This window comes from Chryseobacterium sp. AC405b (assembly GCF_979258685.1).
In genome coordinates, this window is the sequence record NZ_OZ409877.1 from 1,885,077 (window position 1) to 1,910,090 (window position 25,014).

Genomic DNA, 25,014 nt, shown 5'->3' on the forward strand with positions numbered 1-25,014 from the left:
AAATTACGAAACAACTAGAATTATGCAAAATAAAACTTACCCCAATCAACCAGTCATTAAACTGAATAATGATGTTGAAATTCCTGCTCTTGGCTTTGGAGTTTGGCAAATAGAAGATCAGAAAGTGTGTGAAGACACCGTTATCAAAGCTATTCAGACTGGTTACAGAATGATTGACACAGCTGCAATTTACCAAAATGAAATTGGTGTCGGAAATGCCATCAAGAACAGTGATGTAAACAGAGAAGATTTATTTATCACTTCAAAATTATGGGTTCAGGATTTCAGCTATGAAAAAGCGAAAAGTGCATTTCAGAGAACTTTAGACCGATTACAGCTCGATTATCTGGATATGTATTTGATACATTGGCCGTTCGGAGACTTTTTGGGAGCTTGGAAAGCGATGGAAGAATTGTACAGTGAGGGGAAAATAAAAGCAATCGGAGTCTGTAATTTTACAGTAGAAAAACTTGAGGAACTGAAATCAAATTCAAAAATACTACCTGTAGTCAACCAAATTGAATTGCATCCCATTTTCCAACAGAATGAATTGCAGGTTTACAACAGAGAAAATAATATTGTTACCCAACCCTGGAGCCCGCTTGGAAATGGAAACGAAAAATTACTGAATAATTCGGAATTAAAATCAATTGCTGAACAATATGATAAAACCGTTGCTCAGGTGATTTTAAGATGGCATTTGCAGGAAGGTTTCTGTGTGATTCCAAAGTCTGTGACACCGTCCCGAATTGAGGAAAACTTCAATGTTTTTGATTTTGAATTAGGATGAAATGAATATTGTTCGTTCTCTGAACACAGATAAAAGACTGTTTTTCGATCCGAAAGACCCGGCTTGGGAAGAGAAAATGCTGAATGCTGTGGCAGATATTTAAGACAAAAAAACTCCTTTTCAATCAGAAAAGGAGTTTTTTATTTTTTTCGATCTATTTTATTTCGTTAAATCCAATCCGCCAAAATTACCCGAACTCATCATCATAAAAACACCTTGCGTTTTATCTAATGAATCCCAATATGCATGAAGTTCTTCTGCATTGGTAAAAACTTTTAAGTTTTCGTTTTTAAATTTTTCCTTGATTAAATCGGGAGAAATTGGTTCCATTCTTTTGATTTTCAGAGCATCTTCAGAATAGAAAACGATCGCTTCATCCAATCCGTCCATTGCATGATCGTATTGTTCTAAGAACACAGGGTTTAAACTTGAATAAGTGTGTAGCTCAAGAAAACCGTATTTTTTTTGATTTTTAAATTGCTCGCAAAACGCTTTCACCACAGCTTTTACTTTACTTGGAGCGTGCGCAAAATCTTTATACAAAATTCCATTATCCGGTCTTTCAACTTTTTCAAGACGTTTTGAAGCACCTTTGAAACTCATGATGGCATCGTAAAATTCTTCATCCATAATTCCCAGATGATGACAGATATTTCTTGCACCTTCAAGATTAAGAAGATTATGCGCTCCAAAAACAGAAAGAGGGATGTCACCCATTTCCGTTTTTAAATATACTTTTCCGTCATTAAGCTCATATTCCGGAGTTTTGTAAGGTATTTTTCTGAAATAATTTTCCGCATTTTCTACCACCTTTACTACTTCTGTGTCTTCTTCATTATACACCAGAATTCCGCCAGGAGTAATGCTTGCTACAAACTTTCTGAACTGCTCGATGTAATCATCAAAAGTTTTGAAAACATTGATGTGATCCCATGCAATTCCGCTTATTAAAGCGATGTTTGGCTGATACAACAAGAATTTTGAGCGCAGATCAATGGGTGAAGACAAATATTCGTCACCTTCCAAAACCATAAAATCGTTGTCTTCCGTCAGTTTTACCATACAGTCGAAACCTTCCAGCTGAGCTCCTACCATAAAATCTACGTCTTTCTGATGGAAATTCAGAACATGCAGAATCATTGAAGTAATGGTAGTTTTCCCATGAGATCCGGCGATTACAACACGGGTTTTATTTTTTGCCTGTTCGTAAAGAAACTCAGGATAAGAATATATTTTTAAGCCAAGTTCTTTTGCTTTTGCCAATTCGGGATTGTCCTGATGAGCGTGCATTCCAAGAATTATGGCATCCATATCTGAGGTGATTTTTTCGGGAAACCATCCTAGTTCTTCTGGAAGAATATTTTTATTTTCAAGTCTTGATTTTGAAGGTTCAAAAATGGCATCATCTGAGCCTGAAACTTCATATCCTTTATCTTTTAACGCAATGGCGAGGTTGTGCATGGCGCTTCCTCCGATGGCAATGAAATGGGTTTTCAAAATTATTGAGTGTTTTTTACGTTTTTACTGATGATATTCTGGAAAGCAGTAACAATCTGATCCCAATTTTTCTGATGTTTGGGCATAATCATGCTTGCATCCGTTTTATTGGCGCTGTTATCTCCTTTTTTTACATTAATGGCAATGGCAACTCGGTCATAGATCTTTTTATGATCTTCTGCAATGTGTCTGAAATTATTTTGTGTCAGAATCTGATTTAAATTCTGTAATTCTTCGTTGGTAAGTTTAAAACTTGTTTTAATTTTCTCATTCTGACTTTCAAAAGAATAATTTACATCATTTCCCTTGATCAAAAGATTTTCGTAGATGGGTAAAAGACCGCCGCTTTTAGAATAACTGATGTCAAAATCTGAATAAATTTTCTGGCTGTTGCAGGAAACAGTAATCATGATTAATAATAATATTGCTATTAATTTTTTCATAATGACTTTTTAATTTTTTATGGATTGGGTTGCTCTGTCTTTTTTATTTTTAATTCTTCATCGTAGGTATGGAGTAGATTAAAATCTTCTGTTTGCTCAATGGCAGTCATGATTTTCAAAAGAATTTGCTGTGCATTTTCTTTGTCGTAATCAATATCCAAAGGTTTTTTAAATTCCATCGTAGGCTTTACACCGGTTACTTTTACACGAAGTCCTTTTTTGTCAAACGCTCTTCTGAACCCGTTTATTTTAATAGGAATAACAATAGGTCTTTGATTTTTTACCAGTTTGGCAGTTCCTTTTCTGCCCTGTGCAAAAGCTGCGGTCGTTCCCTGCGGAAAAGTTGCTACCCAGCCGTTGTCCAGCGCCTTCATGATATTATCAATCTCACTAAGATCAACTAGTCTGTTGACGTTTTTGCCTTCAGCTCTCCATGTTCTTTTAACAGTTACTGCGCCGGCAATTTTAAATATTTTTGGAAGAATCCCTTTATTCATGGTTTCTTCGGCAGCAACGTAGTAAAAATCTATTTTAGGATTAAGGAGATAAATAGGATTTTTTATGGTGTTTAAATACCCGTTATTCACTGCACAGAATGCGTGGTACATCGCTGCGACGTCTGCAAAGTAAGTCTGATGGTTGGATACGAAAAGGACATTAGAATCAGGAAGATCTACCAAATTTTCTGTACCGGTGATTTTAAGTTTATTAAAACCATTAAATCTTCTGTAAGAAACGATCCCCAGAATAAAAATAATTAATCTTTTAAGAAAATAAGGGGTGCCGAACGAATCGGTAAATATGTTTTTCTTCGCCATTTTTCAATTAAACATAATATGTGCAAAGTTACATTTTTTTAATCAACTGGCTGAATTCGCTGAGGATCATTGCTGTAGCTCCCCAAATGATATAATCATTGAAATTGATTACAGGAACTTCTTTTCCTCCGGCTCCCGGTAAAGACATGATCTCCGGCGAATCCGGAAGATTTAAAAATGACGTAATCGGAAATTCTATCACTTCTACGGCTTCACTTTCCTGTAAGATGAACTCAGGATTTCTTTTTGAGTATGATATGTAAGGATAAACATAAAAATTGCTGGGCGGAATGTAAATGGGAGACATCTCACGGATAATTCTAACATAAGGTTTTTCTAAACCGATTTCTTCTGAAGTCTCGCGGATCGCTGTATCTGCAAAATCCCGATCAAACTCTTCGCGTTTTCCTCCCGGTAAAGATATTTGTCCGCTATGTCTGTCGCGCTCATTTTCTGTACGCAGAATGAGCGGAAAATACCATTCATTATCTCTTAAATATAAAACAATATTTACGGCGGCAAATTTCGGGTTTTTTTCTAAGATTTCTTTATGGGTAAAGACTTCACGGTATGGTGGTGAGAAAACTCCGTGGGCATTGGCGCCTCCTAACTGGGCTTTTTTGATTTTTTGCAATAAATCTTTTCCAAAACTTTCCATATCTCAAATTTACTAATATATCTTATAAAAAGGAACAGAAATTGATATTAATAACAGATAATTTTCAGCAAAAATTTTTACGTATTTATACCTAAACTATTAATACCTGTTATTAATGATCAGCCAAAACTGAAAACAGTTACGGTACAAACTGTATGTAGTGATATTTACAATTTACCTTTTTATGGTGGCTTTTTACGACTTGTTATAGTTTTACATTTGTATCACTAACCAATAAAAATTTACCCATGAAAAAATTTGTAACAGGAGCATTTGTTGTTTTATCAGCAGGCTTCATTTATGCTCAAAACAGTGATAACACAGTAACACAGGGAGGAAACAATAACTCCGCAACAGTTACACAGCTAGGTTTGCAATCTTTTGGTAATGAAAACGTTTCTACGCAGACTGGTAATAATAACAGTGTAAATGTATACCAAAGAAGTAACAGCGCACGCAATAAGGCACAGACTACTCAAAACGGAACATTAAATGATGCTACTGTATCACAGGGTCAAGGTTTTTCAGCTGGAGGAGTTGAAGTAGCTCAGGATCAGGATGGTTTAAGAAACAGAGCAACTGCCACTCAGCAATTTTCTTTCGGATCTAAAATTTCACAAAATCAGGATGGTACTTTCAATACAACTACAGCTACTCAGGGTGGTGGAGATGTAAGATCTAAAATACTTCAGAATCAGGATGGTAATTTTAACAATGCTACCGCTTCACAAAGTCAGGTAGGATATACTCGTCCAACAGGTGTATACAGCACAGCAAATGATGTTATCCAAACACAGGATGGTAGTTTTAATACTGTTACTTCTTCTCAGGTGGGGTATTTGAATGATTTAGATCAGGTTCAGGACGGAAACTTCAACACTGCAACTGCAAGTCAGGCAGGAAATGGTCATGATGCCAATCAAAATCAGGACGGAAATTTCAACAATGCTTCTCTAGTACAGTCAGGATCTCGTCAGACATCCAATCAAAATCAGGATGGGAATTTAAATAATGCGTCTGCCACTCAAGCGGGTAATGATCATTCTGTACAGCAAAATCAGGATGGAAACTTAAACAGTGCTGCTGCAACACAATCAGGAGGTTCTTCTTGGATTGTACAAAATCAAAACGGAACCAGCAACATGGTATCTGCTAACCAATCTGGCGGAACATATAATTCAGCAATGCAAAGCCAAAACAACAGGAATAATGACGCTTATCTGGATCAGGTAGGAAACAGCAATGAAGCCGGACAATATCAAACAGGGTTGAGAAACTATGCAGACGGAATGCAAACCGGTGACCGTAACTCTATGGAGTCTGATCAAAACGGTAATGATAACGAAGTTTACGTTACTCAAAGCAATAATTATAACAGAACTGAGATCGATCAGATCGGAAATAATAATTATGCAAGTTCTTCACAAAGCGGAACTGCAAGTGGCATGAGCAACAGAAATGTTATTGATATGTATCAACAAGGAAACGACAATGTATCTGTGGGAGAACAATCTAACGGAAACAGCAACCTTTTGGTTACTAATCAATACGGGACTGGAAATACCTCAGAAAGCTACCAGATCGGAAGCAGCAACACTGCTACAATCAACCAAGGTGCATCAGCTCTTAGCGTAACTGGTAACGAATCTTATGTTACTCAAAACGGTACAAGTAATGCAGTGTCTGTAAATCAGATGAGCAATGGTAACTTACACTCTTCTATGCAAGCAGGTAGCGGAAATATGATTACAGTAAATCAATAATTACAATAAGAGAATTTCTTTCAAATGAAATCAGCAGGAAGTTCATTTCTTACCTATTTTTCAAACCGAAATTAATTTCATTCAATTTAAATTTAGCAATAGGAGAGACTTCGGTTTCTCCTTTTTGGTAAAATAAACAATCCGTATAAACACTGTATACATTAACGGGAAACCATGATTTTTATACTATAACTGTTTAACGTGTTTCGTGTGGCACTGTATTCAAGTACCTTTAAAAAAAATAAAAATGAAAATTTTTGAGAAAATATTTATTACTCTTGTACTTCTCTCCACGATGTTGGCGAAGTCGCAACAAATAGATTGGAATCAAATCAACAGCCAAACGGCGATCGATATGATTAGCATGCAAAATTCTGAACAATTATCATCCACATCTTCTGTATCTCACATAATACAGGCAGGAAACCAGAATAATGCAGAATTACAGATTAACTCAAGAACGCAGATTGTTATTCAGCAATTTGGCGACCAAAACAGTATGTATTATAACAATGCTTTCACATCAAAAGAATCAAAAACAGCCATTACAACTCAAGGTCATAACAATATTGTTGATATCACGGGAAGCAACAGCATATCAGAAGGAATGCATCTGAATGTAAAAGGCGATAATATGGCTGTGTTTATGAGAAATTATTAATTCACAAAGATGAAAAATTTCATATTCATATTTCGTACATTTTTTTTTGTTTTCCTGTCTGTAAATATTTATGGGCAGGATGACAAAAAAATTGTCGCAAAAATTGAAAAGGATTTTGTCGAAAAGCAATTAAAAATAAAAGCTTTTGTTACCAATAATACTTCTACTTATCAGGAACTGAATTATCTTTTGGTTTCGATTAAAAAAGGAGCTAGCGGAAATCTCTCGAATAATAAGCAAAGCGGAAAGTTCTCTATTAATCCCAATGACAGCAAAGCTTTATCTGAAATGAACGTGAATCTGGATAAAAAAGATGCTTTAAAAGCCTTCCTGTACATTCGTGATGAGCAGACCCAAAAACTTTTGGCTAAAGACAGCTTAGAAATCAATCAGGATTTTTTTAAACAAACAGCAAATACTGTAGAAAAAGCAGAAGCTTTCGAACTTAGCGGATTGACTATTGATGAAACGAAAAGCAAGGTAGGGAAAGATTTTTACGATCTGTTTTACATCCAGTACAGTCAGATGCCTAATAAGAGTAATTCTGCTATTACGATTACCGAATTGCCTACACGAGGCACAAACGGACAGATCAATATTCAGATAGATGATAAACTGGTTTACAGTTTTATGACCAGTCCCAGTGAAGATTATCTGAAAGAACAGCTTGATTATACTTTGAGGTATATCAAAGATTTTAATGCCAGGAAGAACCTCATTAAGAATGAATTCATCTACTAAAAACCAATTACCATGAAAACTTTTATCATAACACTCCTGTTTTTTTCAGGAATTTTTCTGGCAAAATCTCAGCAGCTTGTTTATAAACCGATCAATCCTGCATTCGGCGGAGATACGTTTAATTATCAATGGTTACTGAGTTCAGCATCTGCTCAAAATCAATTTGATGATAAAGATACTACAGGACTTTCGGGAAATTCCGGTTCACTGAGTAATTTTACAGACAGTCTGAACCGTCAGGTTCTGAGTGAGTTGTCAAGAAAACTATTTCAGGATCAGTTTGGTTCGAGAGGCGTACAGGCGGGCAATTATATGTTCGGATCGCTTTATCTCCAGATAACCAATACAGGACAGGGGATGATGATCAGTATTTTGGATACCAATACGGGTGAGCAATCCGAAATTGTAATTCCGAAGTAATTTAAAATAAACTAATAATTTACCATGAAAATCTATACGAAATTCAGAATCGTATTTGGCACTGCGTTTCTGTATGTAATGCAATCCTGCACTTCTATTCTGGGGCTTCCGGCTGAGAAAGAAAAGTCGATGATGGGAGAAATTACACCCTATACTGCAGAACTTCGCAACTTACCGTTACCGAAAGAAAAAATTGTAATAGGAGTCTACAAATTCCGTGACCAGACCGGGCAGTACAAACCCTCAGAAAATGGTAATAACTGGAGTACAGCAGTTCCGCAAGGCACCACAACCATTCTTATTAAAGCACTGGAAGACAGCAGATGGTTTACCCCTATCGAAAGAGAAAATATTGCCAATCTTCTCAACGAAAGACAAATCATCAGATCAACACGTCAGGAATATCTTAAAGATGCAGACAAAAACAGCCAGGCTTTACCACCGTTGCTTTACGCAGGAACGCTCTTAGAAGGCGGTGTAATCTCTTATGACAGCAATATCATGACTGGAGGGATTGGTGCGAGATACTTCGGTATCGGAGCTTCTTCGCAATATAGACAAGACAGAATCACTATTTATCTTCGGGCTGTTTCTACTTTAAATGGTGAAATCCTCAAAACCGTATATGTTTCAAAAACAATTCTTTCAACAAGTGTCAATGGAAGTTTCTTCAAATATGTAGATGCAGAAAGGTTATTAGAAGCTGAGGTAGGAGTAACTCAAAATGAACCTATCCAAATGGCGGTGACAGATGCAATTGAAAAAGCCGTTAAATCTTTAATTGTAGAAGGAATCAGAGATAAAATCTGGGGAAAAGCGATTGATATACCTTCGAAATATCAAAAATTGATTGATGAATATAATGCAGAGCAGAAAATGAGTAATGATCGACTGATCGGAAATAAATATCCTACCACAGATAGGCAGAATGTTTCAATATTCGGACAGATAGAAGCCAATAAAGGAAGAGGAGATTATGTAAATCCCAAAACCACCGTGGGTGGAAAATTAGGAGTTAAATATTTTTTTGCCGACAATTTTAATCTCGAAGCCAACGCCAATATTTTTACAATAGAAAACGAAAATATCATATCCCGCACTTTTGTAGCAACAGAAATTAATCTGGAATATCTTATTATTCCTCAGTTTAAAGTTTCACCTTATGTGTATGCAGGTTTAGGTTCTATGTTTTCCACAGATAAAACAAGATACAAAGGTCAGTTTGGAGGCGGACTGGAATATTTAGTTCAAAAAAACTTAGGTCTTAGGCTTTCATCACAATATGATATGGGCTTCACAGATGACTGGGATGATTTTGTGAATGGCAAAAGGAAAGATCAGGCCTTAAGATTCGCCTTAGGAATCAATTTTTATATCGGAAAAAAATAAGACTTACTATGAAAACATCTATAAAAATACTCTCAATACTGATTTTACTCTTCTCACTATCTTCATGCAGTGAAGATTTGGTAGAGCAGGCTCAAAAAGGTGTACTGAAAGGAAGAGTTGTAAAAAAAGGAACCAACGAGCCGATAGTAAATGCAAAAATATTTACCACGCCAAGTACACAGACCGTCTTCAGTGATAAAGACGGGATGTTTGAAATAAAAGATCTTCCTACAGGAAATTATTCTGTAAAAGCTGAACTTTCGGGATATGTTTCCAATTTTCAGGCAGTGAATCTTCAAAGTGAAAACCAAATCGTTACCATCGTTTTTGAGATGAGTGATGACGAATCTCTGAATTCTCCGCCCGCAACTCCGCAATTATTAAGCCCGATTGATAATGCAGTAACACAGCCATTATCTGTACAATTGAGCTGGAGCGCCACCGATCCGGATAAAACCGACAGTCTAACATACAAACTTACCGTAAAAAATAATATCAATACAGATGTTATTCAGGTCAACGATTTAAAGGTTAAAAATTATACCTTATCAAATTTGCAGTTTGGGGTAAGTTATTTTTGGCAGATTGCAGTATCAGATGGTATTCATCCGGATGTTTTGAGTCCATTATTTAAATTTACCACCAATAGTGTTCCTGCTAATCGCTATCATTATGTTCGAAAACAAAACGGAAACTTTGTGATTATCTCAAGTGACCATTTGGGAAATAATTTTCAGCTCACCGGCTCATCTCACAACAGCTGGAGACCAAGAAAAAATAATAATGCCGGATTAATTGCTTTTTTGAGAACAGATGCAGGCGGAAGCCATATTTTCACAGTGAATCCTGACGGATCAAATCCTTTTAAAGTAACCCAGATTCCTGTTGCGGGATTTAATCAGAATGAATTAGATTTTTCCTGGAACACTACAGGAAGTGCTTTCATTTATTCAAATTTTGATAAATTGTATAAAATCAATAAAGACGGTACAGGACAGCAATTAATGTATACAACCCCGGATGGAAGTCTGATTTCAGAAGTAGACTGGAGCTATGATAACACCAAAATTGCAATCAAGACCAACAATTTCAGCGGTTATAATACCAAAATATTGATTATTGACCTGCTGGGAAATGTTTTACAAAACGTATTTTCTGCTCCAACAGGTGCTTCGGGAGGACTTAATTTTTCTGTAGACGGACAAAAACTGTTATTCACCCATGATGTTTCAGGTTATCAGGATTCTAATTACAGACAGTTAGACTCTCATGTTTTCTTGTACAATATGGTCAACAATACTATTTTGGATGTCACTCAGGAAAGTGACAGACCCATTGGTACTAACGATCTAGACCCGAGATTCTCACCCAACAATTCTCAAATCATCTTGATGAATACTTCAAACGATAATATTTCACAAAAAAATATAGTGGCAATAGATCTAAATAATCTGATGATAGATTTTAACAGAGCTGTACTCTTCACCAATGGAGAAATGCCGGATTACGAGTAGAAGATTGGTAATTAAACTTAAAAAAAAAATCAAAACCTGTGAGGGTTTTGATTTTTTTTTATTCAGGATTTTGAAAATCAGTTGAGAATATTATTTTCCATTGCATATTTTACAACACCTACTGAGTTTTTTACATTCAGTTTCATGAGGATTCTTTTTCTGTGTGTTTCTACTGTATTAATGCTGATGAAAAGTTGTTCGCCGATATCTTTACTGCTCAGTCCGTCACAAATTAATTTCAGAATTTCCATTTCGCGTCGGGTAAGTGGTTCTTTAATGTTCGGACTGTGTTTTTCCTGTTCGCTGCTGATAAAGTTAATCATCATTTTTTTCGCATACTCACAGATGTATATTTCATCAGATTTCAAAGTATTTACAGATTTGATAAATTCTTCGTAGCAGCTGTTTTTATCGAGATAACTTTTGATGCCTTTATTAAAAAGTTTGCGGATCACGATCACATCATATGAATTACCTATGATCATAATTTTAATCGTTTTGTTTTGTGAAATGATATTGTCAACACAATGATACAGTTCGCTCAACATCAGGATATTGGAACTGATCATTAAAAATTTGGGAGGATTTTCTTTTACGTGTTCCAGTAAATCTTCTACATTATTAAAAATCTCGATGGAACTGAATATTTTATTCTGTACGAGCAGTTTAGATAAACCTTGTGTGTATAAAAGAGGCTCATCAAAAATTGTTAAATTATGGTTCATCGGTCTTAGTTTTTACTAAATAAATGTACAAAAAAACTATCAAATTTTGGCAAATAAACGTAAGTTTTTACTGAATAATGTAATTTAATCGAGGTTATTTTAACTTATTCGTAATGAATGATTTTTATTTCTAAATTTTGTGATATATAACTTGAAGAAAAAACCAATTTTAGAGTTGTAAATCCTTTATTGGTGGGCTTTTACGAAATATCGAAAAGATATAAATAGTGAATTATAAAAATGCAGGTAGGGATGTAAGACACAGTTGTAAAATCTGATTGAATTTATAAATTATAAAAATATTAGTATAGGGATGGAAATAGGTGGATTTTAAAGAAAAAACCTTCAGATTTCTGAAGGTTTTAATGATTTTTTAGTTAGAATATCCGCTTAATTCTTCTTTTTTCGAATTGTAGATTTTGTATTCTAAATATTTAAAAGAATCCCTTGGAATAATGGTGACCCATTTTTTGTATTTCAAATACCATTTTACCCGTATACTTTTGATTCCTTTTGTGAGGAATGCTTCTACGAAAGGATGTACATGCAGATAAAGTTTTCCTTTATCACCTTTTTGCATGATGGTTCTGATGGTATCTTCCATTTTCTCAACAATGACAATCGGAGCAACAATTTCTCCGTCTTTGTTGGGGTTTTCTTCTTTAATGTCGATTTGTTTTTCCGGACGGTTTCTCTGTCTGGTAATTTGTATCAGTCCAAATTTACTTGGAGGCAGAATCTTGTGGCGTGCTTTATCACGGCTCATTTCTGTTTTCAGATGTTCAAACAAATCTCTTCGGTGATCTGGGTTTACCATGTCGATAAAATCGATGACGATAATACCGCCCATATCACGCAGACGTAGCTGTCTTGCTATTTCGGTGGCTGCCATTCTGTTCACGTTCAGTCCGTGTTCTTTGGTAGCAGTATTTCCGGCTGTAATATTGTTTCCGGAGTTGACGTCGATTACGTGCAGTGCTTCAGTGTGTTCTATCACAAGGTAAGCACCCTTTGAACTTGGAATATTAACGTGTTTTCCGAAGCTTTGTTTAAGCTGCTTTTCAACGTTATAATATTCGAGGAGAGGAATGTGGGAATCATAATACTGAACAATATTTTTCCGTTCAGGAGCAATGACTTCCAGATAATTTTTCATTTCTTCAACCATTTGTTCGTCGTCACAAAAGACATTTACGAAATCCTGATTGAAATTATCTCTTAAAATAGATGATGCTTTATTGTCTTCACTTAATACTTTAGAAGGAACTTTATTTTTCTGAATATTCTTAAAAGTATTTTCCCATTTTTGAATCAGTTGATTCATATCATTGTGAAGATCAGCAACTTTCTTTCCTTCGGCAACAGTTCTGATGATGACGCCAAAACCTTCGGGTTTTATGCTGTCTATCAATGTTCTGAGTCTTATTTTTTCTTCAGAGCTGCCTATTTTTTTTGAGATAGAAACTTTATTATCAAATGGTATCAAGACTAAAAAACGCCCTGTAAGAGAAATCTGGGTAGAAATTCTTGGGCCTTTTGTTGATATCGGTTCTTTGGTGATCTGTAAAATGACTACATCATCTTTTGCGATTACCTTTTCTACGCTTCCGTTTTTATCAATCTCGGGTTGTAATTCGAAATTTTTTAAGCTTGAAGCATTTTGCTTTTTAGAAACCGTATCTGTTAAAAATTTTTTATAGGTAAGATACTGTGGTCCAAGATCCTGATAATGCAAAAAGGCATCTTTATCATACCCGATATTTACAAATGCTGCATTAAGGTTAGGAGCCAGTTTTTTTACTTTTCCTATAAACAAATCTCCGACTACAAAATCATTTTTGTCTTCTTCCTCATGAAGTTCACATAATCTTCCGTCTTCCAACAAAGCAATTTTTGTAAGCTCATCTTCGTGCGAAATTATAAGTTCTTTCTTCATTTTGATATAAGATAATTTTTTTTGAGATTAAAGTTGATTCAGATATTTATACTATTAGTTTTTTAATTTAGTAATGATAATGATAAATTATTGAAATTCTAATAATTAAATTCTGGCACTTTGAAATCCTGTGGTAACAAACAAAAATATAGCTGGCGAATATTACAAAATATAAACACCAACTATATTATTATATTACAAAATCTCTAGTTGAGATTATTTTTTCTTATGTCTGTTTGCTCTTCTTCTTTTCTTTCTTTTGTGTGTTGCAACCTTGTGTCTTTTTCTTTTCTTTCCGCTTGGCATAATGTTAAATTTTTTTGTAACTAGTTAATATTCAATTGTTATTCTTATTTTACTGCAACTTTAGTTTTTACTTTTTCCACAAAAGATTTTGATGGCTTGAAAGCAGGGATATTGTGTGCAGGGATTTCGATTGCAGTGTTCTTAGAAATGTTTCTTCCCGTTTTTGCTGCTCTAGTTTTAACGATGAAAGAACCAAAACCTCTTAAGTAAACATTGTCTCCATTATACATAGAAGTCCTGATCTCCTGCATAAAAGCTTCTACAACTTTCTGTGTTTCATTCTTTTCTGTTCCCAATTTATTTGAGATGGTGTTTACCAATTCTGCCTTTGTCATTTCCTTTTTTAATTTTAAATTTTAGGTGTGCAAATTTAGTCAAAAAAAATGAATAGTAGCAAATTAGTAGCGAAAATATTTCGCTTAAGAGACTGACAATTTTATATTTAGTGGAAATTTAACCTGCAAAAAGACCTTTTACATGCTAGAATTATAGTATCCGTTTTCTACACAGAAGCGGATGAGGTGTAGTTTTGTTTTTAAACCGAGCTTTTCTGTAAGTCGGTTGATGTAGGTGTCAATAGTTCTCGTACTCAGGTTCAGTTGTTCCCCTATCTCTTTGTTACTGAAGCCTTCATAGCAGAATTTAATCAACTGAATTTCTGTTGAAGACAGCTCTTCCTGGCTTTTTTCTGTCGGTTCATATATTCCTGAACCGCCAGTGGCTGCTGTTTCCAGCTTTCGGAGTAAGCTTGATAATCAAAATCCTTAGAAGTAATCTGACCTTTGATAATATCTTTAATAACCGTACTGTTTTTTTGGCAGTAATAGATATTCGGAATTTTACTTAAAATTTCAGCCATATCCTCCTGGTAAGTTCCGGAATAAGTGATAATAGGAGTTTCATGATTGTTTTTCCGGATAAATTTAATCGCTTCAAGACCGCTCAGTACCGGCATAAATAGCTCAATGATGAATACATCTTCCTGTTTTCTGTAAATTCTGTTGATGAGTTCGTGCCCATTATTACAGTCATTAAGAAGCATATTGAATGGGTTTTCCAGCAGCATTTTGATCATTATTTTTTTAAAATAAAAATCGCTGTCGGCTATAGAAAACCGAACCGTATTGGTTAGCATTTTACTCATTTTATTTTTGTGATTTGGTAGCTTTAAAGTAAAATTTCGATTACTAAAGTAATAAAATCTTTTGGATTACAAAATTAAACTTAACATTAAATAATTGTAAATATGTTGCAAAGTCTGCATTTTATTTTGTGAATATATATTTTTTTTCTATTTTCACACTCCAAACCAAATCACGATTATGTCTGTAAATAGAGATAAAAAATTGAATAAATCCGACGTCAGGATAGGTGTTTGGAAATTTATTCTGTCGTTCGTAGTTTTATCATTAATTTCTTTTTGTGCAGTATTTTTCTTTTTCAAAAGTTACCATACCCAACGGCAAGGTATGGAACATGAAGCAGAAAAATACGCAGAACTTCTGGGACGAAGCGAAGTCCTGAGAATAAAAGTTGACAGTATCCATCATCTGATGTCTCTTCTTGACATCAATAAAGTAGAAAATGACATCGCCCTCAGAAGGCAGATCACCGATGAATTGTATGATGCTCGTAGCATCATGGGCGCAGACAGTTCAGATAATCTGAAACCGTATGCTGTTTTACTAAAAAACATAGGTCCTATGCTGGAACTTAAAACAAAAATCATTGATGTTTCTAACCAGAAAGAATATCACCGAAGCCAGCTGCTGAGATGTCAGGGGAAAAATGCAGGTGTTGTAAAAGAGCTAAAAGTAGATCCCACCAGAAAATTTACCGGTAGAAGGAGATAGATCAATTTAAATATTAAAGTATGCAGGGACAAATTACACTATCGAAAAAAGAAAAACGCTTTCAGTTTTTATATCTCATTCTTATGCTTTTAGCAGCAATGATATTTTTGGGGATTATCTTTTTAAATAAATTTCAGTCACCTTTTGATTCATCTGATGTTATTACATTGAGAGTTCTTGAGCAAAAATCACAGTTTGATATCGAGCAAAAGAAATTACAGCCCACAGTAGACACCACTTTTGTTAAGATATCGCATCTCAGCCCGGAAAATTCTGATGTGATGGCAATTCATGAGATTGGAAAGAATAGTGATTTTATTTCATCAACAAAAAAAAGATTTATTACTCCGGATAGAAGAGTAGATGCATATCCTCTTATTGCAGATTTTTATGATATGTATAGGGAAGATAAACAGATGATAAAATATATCACAGACGATGTCAAAAGGCTGGAAGTAATCGTAAAAAACTGCGAAATGGGCTATAAAGACAACGAGCAGCGATTATTTGACAGAACCAACGCACTCAGATCAAAATAAAAAGAACCAAGTTATCAACACACATCACAAAAATTTATTATGAATTATTTTCAGAAGAACAGGAAAAACATCATTATCGGTGTTGTTGCTACATTGCTGCTTGCCGCACTCGTCGCATTGTGGCTTCAAAAAAAAGTTATTCATTCGTCGGATGATATTGTAGGCGCTGTGTATCCTTCTACAATTCTCGTGGGAGATACGTTGTTTTTTGAAGATAAAACACCTTTTGCAAAACAGAGAAAATGGAATTTTGCAGACGGTAACACTTCTGATAAGAATAAAGGATATCATTTTTTCAACAAGCCAGGTTATTACAGCGTAACGTTGATTATTGATGATAAATACACCAAAACGTATCCCATCATTGTTTCTTCAAAAAGGGTAGAAGCGAAAGACAGTATGAGAATACCTACCACCATAGATGCACCTATTCAGGCGATGCAGTTTGAAAATGTAAACTTCAGGGCATTATCAGACGGCAAACTTTTTACCTGGAACTTTGGAGAAACATCAGGAATAAATTCTAGAGATAAACTGTCAACATATTCTTACAAAAACCCGGGTGACTATGTCGTAACATTAACCACCGATGCAGATACAGAACCTATTTTACACAGAATAAGAATTGTGGCAGAATACAATGAGGTTGAAGAAGAAGTTGCCGTAGATGATTTTTATGAAAAAAGGGATAATGACTTTAAATACCACCTGCAGCAAATTGCCAATGGCAACAGTTTTAATATGCATTACAATTATTTACTCAGCAAATATTTGTGTAATAACGAAAACTCTATTGTACAGGTAAGCGACAGCAAGGTCAATAATTTTTATCTCTACTGCGCAGGTCTTCAGTTTGATAAAAATAATGTGATACAGACTGTAAAACTGAATTACGATGATGCACAAAACTGTGTAACCAAAGTAGATGTCAACCAAAGCAAATAAATATTACCGTTCTGAATTTTTCGGACACACCACCATCATAAAGAAAATTAAGATGAAAAATAAATTTCCTCTAGCGGCATATTATATAGGTTTTTCTATATTGCTCGTAAGCTGTCAGGTAAAATTACCTTCAAAAAAAACACCTGAACCCAAACAGTATGGTCATATCGATAAAGCTTCAGTAATCGATGGATTTCCGAAGAAATCTGTCCCGTGGATTGCCATCTCAGATCGCTCAAGAAATACGGCCTATCTTGATAAAAGTGACGAAAAATCATATAAAGAAGTCAAATTTTTGGAGCCTTTGATGGTTTTGAAACATAGAGACGGCATGGTAAAAGTAGCAGAATATATTCCTGATGCTTTAATGAAAAAAGTTTCGTCAAAAAATATAAAAACTTACGGCTGGATTCCGGAATCTGACCTTCTTCTGTGGAGTAATTCTCTGAAAAGCGAACAGACAGGCTATCCTGTGAAAGTTGCCGTAGTACCCAGCAATCCGGAAGTGATCAGAAGTGCAGAACGTTACTATAAAAACGATTCAATCATGGTTTTTAATTCACCAAGCCTGATAGAAAATGCCCCTGTGAAAATTCCGAACGGTCAGATGGTCTATGTCTACAAACAAGCTGAAAATAACAAAAGGTTTTTAGTGGGAAAAAGACCGTCTATTGATATAGACAGCATCAGTACAGGGTTATATGGCTGGGTAAGTTCAGATGTAATTTCCGCATGGGGAGAACGTTCTGCTGTTAAAATGAAAAATCCCACCGGAATTAAAGAGACTGCTTTAGGTATTCACGAAGGTTCACCGGGAGGTACAGATTCAGAAAAAAGAACAGCCATATTACTTACAGATGTTGATAAAAGAACACCTCTTGAAAATATTTTCCCTGTAAACTTACCCCTCAATGATACTCTTGCAGCAGATACCAAAACAAAATACTTCACCAATATTTTAGATTACAGCAAAAATTACGTCTACAATGTTTTGGGTGAACCGATTTATTTTGACCGATACCGAGAAATTACAGAAAAAAATAAAAGAGCAAACATCGTTTTTGTTTTAGACGTAAGTTCATCAAATGCACCGTATGCCCCAATCGTAAAATCACTTTTACAGGATCTGCAGCTGAGATTTGAAAAACCTTCATATTTTAATTCAGTTAAATATGGTGTTGTACTTTATAAGAATAATCCTTGCGGAGAAAACGTAGTTCCGTCTCCTTTAAGCAAAGACTACAGCAAGATCACAACATTTATTGATCAGAAAGTCAATGAGATGAATTGCCAGAGTACAGGCGGTAACCAACCTGTCAACGAAGGTTTGATTGCAGCTGGTAACTTATTGTCTGAAGTTCCGGACGAAACCAATATCGTGATCACAATCGGCACCTCTGCCAATAGCGGCAATATGTACGGCGTTATCAATTCTTTAACGCAGGCTCAGGCGAAAGTGATTATGTTCCAGACGAGTGCAAGATCTTCAGATACGTACAATGACTTCGTTTTGATGGCAGAGAATATTGTTACAAATACTGCCAAGAACGTTGCTGAGCTCAAAAAACAGAAAATCATCAATCAAAGTGATGTTTTAACGAAGAATAATTTTAATTTAATTGAAGGTGATGCGGGCTTTTACTCACTAGATTTTCCTAAGCAGAGTATGGCTCCGGGGTTTGTTATTTTTCCTAAAAAAGGTGATATTACAGCACCCGGTTTCCTGAAAAAATCGGTTGATAGTCTTATCGCTCAGGTGACATTAGACAACAATATGATAGATAAATCTTTAAATGATTATTTCCATTCATCGGTAGGTGCAGGAAGAACAGATGTAGATTTTAAATATAAATATCTTTACCCCGGACTTACCAATCCGGTTCCTTCCGGTATTGCGGCACAGTTGATTAATTACGGGAATCCTTTTTTAGTGAAAGGTTATATTCCGAGAGAACTAAAAGAATTTGATCCGGGAATGGAAAAGGGAATTTTAATTTCTGAAACCGAATATGATCAGCTTAAAGCTTTTTATGCTGAAGTGTATGAAAATACCGGAGCTGCAAGAACAGATTTTAAACAGTCAAGAGCCGTCAGAGAGTACATCAAACTTCTTAAAAAATATAATCCTACCCTTAAATTTTTAGATAAAGGAGAATTGTATGAGCAGCCCATGTCTTACGCAGTTGGGGTGAGTACCGGGTTTGATAATTCTGAAGCTGAATTGATGTCAAAATATAAATTGAAAGGCTGGAAAAAATCAAAGATTATTACCAACGATCAGGCGAGAACCTATTTCAAATTTTACAAAGATTTGGCTGAAAGAATGCTTACCCACAGAAATAATCCTGCTGTAAAGATCAGGCAGAACGGACAGGAATTTTACTGGCTTAATGAATATTTTATGCCGACTACTTTACCTGCAGATGCACCGGAATATACTCAACATTAATAACTTATAATACAAAAAAAACGGAAATTTACTTTCCGTTTTTTTTATGTTTAATATCTTTTCGTTATCTTTGGTTACCAAACATCACAAAATATGTCAGAGCAATCATCATCTCATGATGGCAAACACTTTGTCGTTCAAAAAGGGAAATGTCAGTGTAATCAAGGTGATCAGTTCCCACAGCATAAAGTTACAACCCATCAAAAACATTACTGGAATGATGCTGAAGGCGGTGCAGATTATCTTGCCGTTACAGAAGACGATTTGCAGTTTAACCCGGCAGGTCCCAGTTTCGGAAAATGCAAACTCAAGCCAAGCTCCAGCGGATACCTTCCCTGCTCGTATGCTCCTGCAGGAAAATGGCAGAAAACCTATGAGAAAGTTCTGGTTATGGGTAAAAAAGTTGTGACAGAAATTTCTGAGCTTCAATGTACTGTTGGCGGTAAAATTACCATTAAAGATCACGGACAACGTGGCGAAATGAGCAAGCAAAATGTGAAAAATGCTGATGAGAAAATCATCAGACATATAAATCCTCTTGTGGATGTGAAAGCATTCAAAGAAACGGCTTTGGAAAGTGAATTAGACGCTTATTAATCTGTAAATAGTTCTGTGATGACAAAAAGAGGAGTTTCAAAAATAGCAGGAAATCCTTCTCCAAAAATAGGAGAACAAACCACTTATACCGTTACCGATTGGTACCCTGCAACACCGCAAACAGAAAGAAATATAACTGGTGTTACCTGGGAATTGTTTAAAAAACGTTCCAATGGCAGATTTACCACTACAAATATAAAAAAAACAGGTGCAGGAGTTTTCACATTCGGGGAGGTGGCTCAGAGAAATACGTACCGTCTTGAGGCATATCTGTACGAGTCTGAAGGGGACGGACCTTCATCCATAGAAATTTCGCCGCAGCCTGTTGCTATTCCAAGAATTAATAAAGTTGAACTTCAATATGTTGATGATTCACCCGGAACAGTTTTTAGTTATACCGAAAAAATGCGTGCAAGAGCACAATGTGTAAACTTATCAGGACAAAAATTAAAATTCTCTCTATGGGAAGATGATGCAACAGGAGATGGTCATAACACCAGCAATCTTTTAATTGAAACTAAAGAAGCAACCGTTAATTCCAGCGGAGTTGCCGTAGCAGAATTTATGTTAACCCGAGCATTGATGCAAAAAGCAATGCGTGGCGAGACAGATCCTCAAAAGCTAGAATTTTATGTTACGGTAGAATATTTTCAGGACAGAAAACACGCAACGGAAAATCGGGAGGTGAACAACCCTTCATACACTCCGAGATCAACTGCACAGCCAAGACCGCAGCAACCTGCAAATAATTCTACACCGGCTCAACCAACCCAACCTCGTAACAATAATGTTCCGCCAAGAGCTCCAAACTCACCTGCAGCCGACAAACCACAGTCTCAAAAAGAAGAGAAAGGAATTGTGGATACGGTAACTGAATGGTGGAATAATCTGGATCTTTGGGATTGGGCAGAGTCTCCAGGAACAATTACACCCGCAAAACCACCCACGCAGCAGGCTGATGGTGGAAGAACGGTAAGTATCGTACAAGATTCTGGAGTTGAAAATTTATTGGACGCTTATTTTGCTAAAAAAGAATATTCTAAACTAACGGGTGAAGCAGATGGAAATCATGTTTACACTTTTGGCGGAAGAAAAGCTAATAACAAAACATCAACAGCTGAAGAAAAAACAAAAGTTGCTGATTCTATTTTGAGAAGAGTTGCAGGTACTTTAAAGAAAGAAAAAAAGTATACCACAAAGGAAGCCATCATAGGTGCTCTCACTGCAAATGAATATGGAACAGATACTGTAAATAATAAAACAGTTACCATTCCAGCCTTTAAATTAGGCGCAGAATTCAAAAAAATTAACAGTGCTCCAATAGATTCTAAAGTTTATTTGGTTGCCAGAACATCTGGTTTGAATGGAACACAGGCAACAATCATCATCAAAGAAAAAGATGGCTTACTGAAGGGCTCTGCGGGAGCTGTACTGCCAATTTTAGAAATAACCGAAGCTCAAATGGAACAAGCTCCACCTACGACAGGAGAAGTTCCAGGAACTGAGAAAACAGAATTTAAGGCAACCATAGAAAACGGAGTTGCCAAAGTACCGGTTCATCTGAGACCTAAATCTAATGATGATTTTAAAATTTGGAGAGAAAAAATAGCAAAAGGAAAAGAAGAAGGAGAATATACGTATAAATTTGGAGGTCCGAATACGATAAGCAACGAGGCCGATAAGAAAAGAATTGCCGGGATTATCTTAGATATCGCAAAAAAAGGAAATGCCAACAACCCTAAAATTGCAGATGATAAAACAGCTTTTGTAAGCGACATTGAAAGTGTATTAGCAATAAAAACGTATGCTCAAAATGACACGATTAAATTTAAGCTCTATAAAAAACAACCTGAATTTTTATACCTGCAGGCAAAAGCGCAAGGTGAAAAATCGCATGAAAAAGATTTCCTCAAGTCTGACGGGGCATATTTCCAGATGACAAAAACAAAACCGGTAATTTTCCCATTGCTTGTAAAACCTGAAAATGATACAGGTAAAACATGGGGACAAAATTATTATTGGGCAGCAAGCCAGGGAAGTAACATGACCACCTTTAATTCTAATAGAAGCGGAGGCAAGCGAAAACATGCCGGTCGAGATTTATATACATTACCGGAAACCGAAATTGTTGCAATGGCAGATGGTATAGTCCTGAAAACAGCACCTTTCTATGCCGGAACAGATTATATTGCGGTACATCATACCACCAATGACGGAAGAGAATTTATCATCAATTACGGAGAGGTTGCTCCAGGCAAAAAAGAAGTGAAAGAAGGTGATAAAGTAGTACAGGGTCAAAAATTGGGCGTTACAGGTTATCTTCAGGGGATTACTGTAATCAGCGGTCATACGATTTATATGATTCACTTTGAACATTATACCGGAAGTGAAGGATTTGATTTAAACGCCAATCATATTTTGTCTGGAGATAACCGTTATAAAAGGAGAAGTGATTTGGTAGATCCTCTGGAAATTCTGAAGGAAGGTTATCGCAATACTTTTGAAGAAGATACAGATGATGATGAATTGTTTACTGTCGAGGATGGTAAAGCAGCGATAGAGGAACTTTACAACCGCTACAAGGATAGTAAATGGAATTGGAAATGGGAAGGTTCTGAAGAAGAAGTTGAGGTTACCGGAAAAGATTTGGTTACTATTGTCGAGAAAATGTATAGATTAGAAACTGCGCATTTTGCTTCAAAACAGTATCAGCACTGCGGTACCGGAGGTATGGAAGCATTTGGAGAGCCACCTTATTACGGCTGGGATTCTACACTTTTTGTCGAGCAGCCGGTAGGAACCTGGAGTGCATTTGAAGGAAAAGGATTAAGTGGTGCCGGTGGAAATGCGCAAATTACCGACAAGCCAAAAGAATTTGTGAAATTACCTTCAGTAATCGCCGGAATGGAGTACAAAGCAAAATACATCATCAAGTATCAGGGAAATTACGCAAGATGGTTTAACAGTAGAGATACAACCGCACAAACCGCATACAGAACATCTCTTCAGAACGTTAGAGCAAGATTTACTGATGCCTTGTAATAAAATTTAAAATATTTATCAAATTAAAATGAAGCACACCGCAATAGTTTTTTTCGTTTTATTCATGTTCGGATGCCAAAAGGCTTCCAGCAAAGTAGATAGAAATGCCATAGTACAAACAGCTCAAAGTCCACAACAGCAAATTGATACAAAAGATTCTGAAATTAATTGTGAAGAGTTTTTCCGGCAAATTGTTTTATCAAGTAATATTACAGCAGTAAAAAATTACAAAGATATTTTTGTTAAAATAGAAAGTAACTCTGATGAGAAGATTGTTTTGGAAGTCTTTGTAAAAAACCAGTCAGAATCTGTGGAGAAACAGACCATAGAAAGTGCGGTTGCCTGGCTTCATTTTTTTCCGGATACAGAGAAACTCTATGATATCACATCAGATCCGCAAGAGCCATCTGACGTCAGTTACAATAAACAACTTCTGAAAAAATATGATTTTAGAAAGCTTTGCGGAATAACTGCTCAAAAAAGAACAGAAAATAAAGCCGCAGGCTTAAATAAAACAAATTGTAAAGAAATTACGGGAGATATGCTTTCAGGTGAAGAATGTACGGTTTCAAATCAATCTTTAGATGAGGTTTACGAGGAAATTGTTAATAAATCATTAGTGAAAGACGCAGAATTTCTATTGAAAAAGCTTCCTAAGAGTAATACATCCGAAAAAATTAACAAGAATGGGATCATTGAGATCTCCTATAAAATAAAGCAAAATCAAGTTCTGATTGAAATGCTTTATGAAGGTGGAATTACAGATATTGAACTGAATAAAAAAAATGAATCTGTCGTTAGAAAAATTATATACAATGCTGATTAGGAAAATAATTATCAAGCAGCAATTTTGCGATTACGATAATCAACAGCTGTATTTAGTTGACTAACTTAAAGAATAAAGAAAAGGTATGATGCTTCATTTCATTCGTCCGGGAGACACTCTGCAAAGCGTTGCCGATCAGATCAATTTAGAAAATCCAATATACATTAAAGAATTTCACAATCAGAATTGTGCGAGCGAAGATCTGATTGATGAAAATCTCATTGCAGGAAAAAAATTGTTTCTTCCCAATAATGTAATGGTTCAGAAATACAATTCAAGAAATGATGCACCTTTCAAAAGCCCTGAGCGAAATCCGAAAATCAATTTTATACCGAAAAATTTACATTCAAAATACAAAGTAAGTATCACAGAATCATCTTCAGATGATGAAAGACAGACAAAAAATTCCTTTTCTTGTGAGTTTTCTTTAAAATGGATAAAAAATGAATTTGGAAACCATACTTTTCATCTTTCAAAAAACAATTTCTCCAATAAAAATCACTCAAAGATGGGAGATTTGGCAATGGGCTGCATTCAATCAATCAATCCGATAGAAATTCACACCAATCAAAAAGGTGAAATTCTGAGAATAAATCTTTTACAAGAAACCATTGAGAATTTCCCTAAAATAAAAGAAAAACTGAAAGATCAGTTTCCGGATCAGTATGCCGAAATCTATATTGAAGAATTTGAATATGTTGTTCAAAATGAAGAATTATTTCAGAAAAAAATGAAGGATGATGAGTTGATCAAAACCTATTTTGCACCCATCCGTAACGAATTCAAAAACGGAAAATCTCACTTTGAAATAATTTTAGAGAATGAATTGACAGCTATTCATCAGGTTGCGGATATTTCAGAAAATGATGATGAGATTATTCTCAACCAAGCTTCTCATTCCGGAATTTATTATACAGGAAAATATATTCTTTCAAAAGACAAAGGTCTCATCAAATCTTTGGAAATCACTCATTCCTATACTCAATATAAAGTTTTGTACACCACAGATTTCAAGCTTGATGAAGTTATTTAAATCCATTTCCACTTCTTTAGATTGTAATTTACTGTATTAAAATCGTAGAATTACTACAAATTTTGAAAT

The 25,014-nt window shown here is 35.4% G+C and carries 24 protein-coding genes; 15 read left to right on the top strand and 9 right to left on the bottom strand.

Annotated features, from left to right (window positions below):
* Nucleotides 1-22 precede the first annotated feature (22 nt).
* On the top strand, nucleotides 23-790 hold the full coding sequence (locus tag ACZZZA_RS09150) for an aldo/keto reductase (protein ID WP_463431133.1): 768 nt from the start codon (nucleotides 23-25) through the stop codon (nucleotides 788-790).
* 159 nt (nucleotides 791-949) lie between these two features.
* On the opposite strand, the gene ACZZZA_RS09155 is transcribed toward ACZZZA_RS09150, so the two are convergent.
* From ACZZZA_RS09155 to ACZZZA_RS09170, 4 genes are read right to left on the bottom strand one after another with little or no spacing between them, the layout of a single operon-like run.
* On the bottom strand, nucleotides 950-2,287 hold the full coding sequence (locus ACZZZA_RS09155) for a UDP-N-acetylmuramate--L-alanine ligase (protein ID WP_463431135.1): 1,338 nt from the start codon (nucleotides 2,285-2,287) through the stop codon (nucleotides 950-952).
* Between the two features lie 2 nt (nucleotides 2,288-2,289).
* Nucleotides 2,290-2,730, bottom strand: coding sequence for a hypothetical protein (locus ACZZZA_RS09160; protein WP_463431137.1), 441 nt, complete (start codon nucleotides 2,728-2,730; stop codon nucleotides 2,290-2,292).
* A 17-nt stretch (nucleotides 2,731-2,747) separates the two neighbouring features.
* Nucleotides 2,748-3,548, bottom strand: a complete 801-nt coding sequence (locus ACZZZA_RS09165) for a lysophospholipid acyltransferase family protein (protein ID WP_463431139.1) — start codon at nucleotides 3,546-3,548, stop codon at nucleotides 2,748-2,750.
* A 28-nt stretch (nucleotides 3,549-3,576) separates the two neighbouring features.
* On the bottom strand, nucleotides 3,577-4,206 hold the full coding sequence (locus ACZZZA_RS09170; protein ID WP_463431141.1) for an NUDIX hydrolase: 630 nt from the start codon (nucleotides 4,204-4,206) through the stop codon (nucleotides 3,577-3,579).
* Between the two features lie 248 nt (nucleotides 4,207-4,454).
* Here ACZZZA_RS09170 and ACZZZA_RS09175 point away from each other — a divergent pair, with 248 nt between their 5' ends.
* The 6 genes from ACZZZA_RS09175 to ACZZZA_RS09200 all read left to right on the top strand — a co-directional run bounded on the left by ACZZZA_RS09175 (nucleotide 4,455) and on the right by ACZZZA_RS09200 (nucleotide 10,694).
* Nucleotides 4,455-5,969, top strand: coding sequence for a beta strand repeat-containing protein (locus tag ACZZZA_RS09175; RefSeq protein ID WP_463431143.1), 1,515 nt, complete (start codon nucleotides 4,455-4,457; stop codon nucleotides 5,967-5,969).
* 247 nt (nucleotides 5,970-6,216) lie between these two features.
* Nucleotides 6,217-6,630 (top strand): hypothetical protein, encoded by a 414-nt coding sequence (locus ACZZZA_RS09180; RefSeq protein ID WP_463431145.1) that lies wholly within the window; start codon nucleotides 6,217-6,219, stop codon nucleotides 6,628-6,630.
* Between the two features lie 9 nt (nucleotides 6,631-6,639).
* A complete protein-coding gene (locus tag ACZZZA_RS09185; protein WP_463431147.1) occupies nucleotides 6,640-7,371 on the top strand; it encodes a CsgE family curli-type amyloid fiber assembly protein in 732 nt (243 codons plus the stop codon).
* A gap of 12 nt (nucleotides 7,372-7,383) precedes the next feature.
* Entirely contained in the window at nucleotides 7,384-7,791 is a 408-nt protein-coding gene (locus ACZZZA_RS09190; RefSeq protein ID WP_463431149.1) for a curli production assembly/transport component CsgF, read from the top strand.
* A gap of 24 nt (nucleotides 7,792-7,815) precedes the next feature.
* The gene (locus ACZZZA_RS09195) at nucleotides 7,816-9,180 is read left to right on the top strand and encodes a CsgG/HfaB family protein (RefSeq protein ID WP_463431151.1); all 1,365 of its coding nucleotides are present in this window, start codon (nucleotides 7,816-7,818) and stop codon (nucleotides 9,178-9,180) included.
* Nucleotides 9,181-9,188: 8 nt separating this feature from the next.
* Nucleotides 9,189-10,694, top strand: coding sequence for a carboxypeptidase-like regulatory domain-containing protein (locus ACZZZA_RS09200; RefSeq protein WP_463431153.1), 1,506 nt, complete (start codon nucleotides 9,189-9,191; stop codon nucleotides 10,692-10,694).
* Between the two features lie 77 nt (nucleotides 10,695-10,771).
* Here ACZZZA_RS09200 and ACZZZA_RS09205 read toward each other — a convergent pair whose 3' ends face one another.
* The 5 genes from ACZZZA_RS09205 to ACZZZA_RS09225 all read right to left on the bottom strand — a co-directional run bounded on the left by ACZZZA_RS09205 (nucleotide 10,772) and on the right by ACZZZA_RS09225 (nucleotide 14,805).
* Complete coding sequence (locus ACZZZA_RS09205) at nucleotides 10,772-11,419, bottom strand: response regulator transcription factor (RefSeq protein ID WP_463431155.1); 648 nt, start codon at nucleotides 11,417-11,419, stop codon at nucleotides 10,772-10,774.
* Nucleotides 11,420-11,792: 373 nt separating this feature from the next.
* Nucleotides 11,793-13,355: an Rne/Rng family ribonuclease gene (locus ACZZZA_RS09210; protein WP_463431157.1), complete on the bottom strand. Its 1,563-nt coding sequence runs from the start codon at nucleotides 13,353-13,355 to the stop codon at nucleotides 11,793-11,795.
* Nucleotides 13,356-13,705: 350 nt separating this feature from the next.
* Nucleotides 13,706-13,996, bottom strand: coding sequence for an HU family DNA-binding protein (locus ACZZZA_RS09215; RefSeq protein WP_034674127.1), 291 nt, complete (start codon nucleotides 13,994-13,996; stop codon nucleotides 13,706-13,708).
* Between the two features lie 138 nt (nucleotides 13,997-14,134).
* Nucleotides 14,135-14,311, bottom strand: coding sequence for a response regulator transcription factor (locus tag ACZZZA_RS09220; RefSeq protein ID WP_463431171.1), 177 nt, complete (start codon nucleotides 14,309-14,311; stop codon nucleotides 14,135-14,137).
* Nucleotides 14,308-14,805 (bottom strand): response regulator, encoded by a 498-nt coding sequence (locus tag ACZZZA_RS09225; RefSeq protein ID WP_463431173.1) that lies wholly within the window; start codon nucleotides 14,803-14,805, stop codon nucleotides 14,308-14,310. Before ACZZZA_RS09225 ends, ACZZZA_RS09220 begins: the two co-directional genes overlap by 4 nt.
* Before the next feature lie 178 nt (nucleotides 14,806-14,983).
* Between ACZZZA_RS09225 and tssO (ACZZZA_RS09230) the strand changes: the two genes are divergently transcribed.
* The 8 genes from tssO (ACZZZA_RS09230) (at nucleotide 14,984) to ACZZZA_RS09265 (ending at nucleotide 24,945) form a co-directional block, all read left to right on the top strand.
* A complete protein-coding gene (gene tssO / locus ACZZZA_RS09230; protein ID WP_463431175.1) occupies nucleotides 14,984-15,514 on the top strand; it encodes a type VI secretion system TssO in 531 nt (176 codons plus the stop codon).
* A 20-nt stretch (nucleotides 15,515-15,534) separates the two neighbouring features.
* Nucleotides 15,535-16,053: a type VI secretion system TssO gene (gene tssO / locus ACZZZA_RS09235; RefSeq protein WP_463431177.1), complete on the top strand. Its 519-nt coding sequence runs from the start codon at nucleotides 15,535-15,537 to the stop codon at nucleotides 16,051-16,053.
* A gap of 39 nt (nucleotides 16,054-16,092) precedes the next feature.
* Entirely contained in the window at nucleotides 16,093-16,998 is a 906-nt protein-coding gene (locus ACZZZA_RS09240) for a PKD domain-containing protein (RefSeq protein WP_463431179.1), read from the top strand.
* Nucleotides 16,979-19,447: a type VI secretion system protein TssR domain-containing protein gene (gene tssR, locus ACZZZA_RS09245; protein WP_463431181.1), complete on the top strand. Its 2,469-nt coding sequence runs from the start codon at nucleotides 16,979-16,981 to the stop codon at nucleotides 19,445-19,447. The genes ACZZZA_RS09240 and tssR overlap by 20 nt, the downstream gene beginning before the upstream one ends.
* 93 nt (nucleotides 19,448-19,540) lie before the next feature.
* Nucleotides 19,541-20,044 carry a DUF4280 domain-containing protein gene (locus tag ACZZZA_RS09250; protein ID WP_463431183.1) on the top strand — a complete coding sequence of 168 codons (504 nt, stop codon included), beginning with the start codon at nucleotides 19,541-19,543 and terminating at the stop codon, nucleotides 20,042-20,044.
* An 18-nt stretch (nucleotides 20,045-20,062) separates the two neighbouring features.
* On the top strand, nucleotides 20,063-23,086 hold the full coding sequence (locus ACZZZA_RS09255; protein WP_463431185.1) for a M23 family metallopeptidase: 3,024 nt from the start codon (nucleotides 20,063-20,065) through the stop codon (nucleotides 23,084-23,086).
* Between the two features lie 28 nt (nucleotides 23,087-23,114).
* Nucleotides 23,115-23,912 (top strand): hypothetical protein, encoded by a 798-nt coding sequence (locus ACZZZA_RS09260; protein ID WP_463431187.1) that lies wholly within the window; start codon nucleotides 23,115-23,117, stop codon nucleotides 23,910-23,912.
* 85 nt (nucleotides 23,913-23,997) lie between these two features.
* Nucleotides 23,998-24,945, top strand: coding sequence for a hypothetical protein (locus tag ACZZZA_RS09265; RefSeq protein WP_463431189.1), 948 nt, complete (start codon nucleotides 23,998-24,000; stop codon nucleotides 24,943-24,945).
* The last annotated feature ends 69 nt before the right edge of the window (nucleotides 24,946-25,014 follow it).

Coding starts and splice junctions, on each gene's coding strand:
- ACZZZA_RS09180 (WP_463431145.1), top strand. CDS start 6,217: ATGAAAATTTTTGAGAAAATATTTATTACTCTTGTACTTCTCTCCACG.
- ACZZZA_RS09255 (WP_463431185.1), top strand. CDS start 20,063: ATGACAAAAAGAGGAGTTTCAAAAATAGCAGGAAATCCTTCTCCAAAA.
- ACZZZA_RS09150 (WP_463431133.1), top strand. CDS start 23: ATGCAAAATAAAACTTACCCCAATCAACCAGTCATTAAACTGAATAAT.
- ACZZZA_RS09265 (WP_463431189.1), top strand. CDS start 23,998: ATGATGCTTCATTTCATTCGTCCGGGAGACACTCTGCAAAGCGTTGCC.
- ACZZZA_RS09165 (WP_463431139.1), bottom strand. CDS start 3,548: ATGGCGAAGAAAAACATATTTACCGATTCGTTCGGCACCCCTTATTTT.
- ACZZZA_RS09260 (WP_463431187.1), top strand. CDS start 23,115: ATGAAGCACACCGCAATAGTTTTTTTCGTTTTATTCATGTTCGGATGC.
- tssO (WP_463431177.1), top strand. CDS start 15,535: ATGCAGGGACAAATTACACTATCGAAAAAAGAAAAACGCTTTCAGTTT.
- ACZZZA_RS09215 (WP_034674127.1), bottom strand. CDS start 13,996: ATGACAAAGGCAGAATTGGTAAACACCATCTCAAATAAATTGGGAACA.
- ACZZZA_RS09210 (WP_463431157.1), bottom strand. CDS start 13,355: ATGAAGAAAGAACTTATAATTTCGCACGAAGATGAGCTTACAAAAATT.
- ACZZZA_RS09195 (WP_463431151.1), top strand. CDS start 7,816: ATGAAAATCTATACGAAATTCAGAATCGTATTTGGCACTGCGTTTCTG.
- ACZZZA_RS09205 (WP_463431155.1), bottom strand. CDS start 11,419: ATGAACCATAATTTAACAATTTTTGATGAGCCTCTTTTATACACACAA.
- ACZZZA_RS09185 (WP_463431147.1), top strand. CDS start 6,640: ATGAAAAATTTCATATTCATATTTCGTACATTTTTTTTTGTTTTCCTG.
- ACZZZA_RS09175 (WP_463431143.1), top strand. CDS start 4,455: ATGAAAAAATTTGTAACAGGAGCATTTGTTGTTTTATCAGCAGGCTTC.
- ACZZZA_RS09250 (WP_463431183.1), top strand. CDS start 19,541: ATGTCAGAGCAATCATCATCTCATGATGGCAAACACTTTGTCGTTCAA.
- ACZZZA_RS09190 (WP_463431149.1), top strand. CDS start 7,384: ATGAAAACTTTTATCATAACACTCCTGTTTTTTTCAGGAATTTTTCTG.
- ACZZZA_RS09200 (WP_463431153.1), top strand. CDS start 9,189: ATGAAAACATCTATAAAAATACTCTCAATACTGATTTTACTCTTCTCA.
- ACZZZA_RS09225 (WP_463431173.1), bottom strand. CDS start 14,805: ATGAGTAAAATGCTAACCAATACGGTTCGGTTTTCTATAGCCGACAGC.
- tssR (WP_463431181.1), top strand. CDS start 16,979: ATGTCAACCAAAGCAAATAAATATTACCGTTCTGAATTTTTCGGACAC.
- ACZZZA_RS09170 (WP_463431141.1), bottom strand. CDS start 4,206: ATGGAAAGTTTTGGAAAAGATTTATTGCAAAAAATCAAAAAAGCCCAG.
- ACZZZA_RS09160 (WP_463431137.1), bottom strand. CDS start 2,730: ATGAAAAAATTAATAGCAATATTATTATTAATCATGATTACTGTTTCC.
- tssO (WP_463431175.1), top strand. CDS start 14,984: ATGTCTGTAAATAGAGATAAAAAATTGAATAAATCCGACGTCAGGATA.
- ACZZZA_RS09240 (WP_463431179.1), top strand. CDS start 16,093: ATGAATTATTTTCAGAAGAACAGGAAAAACATCATTATCGGTGTTGTT.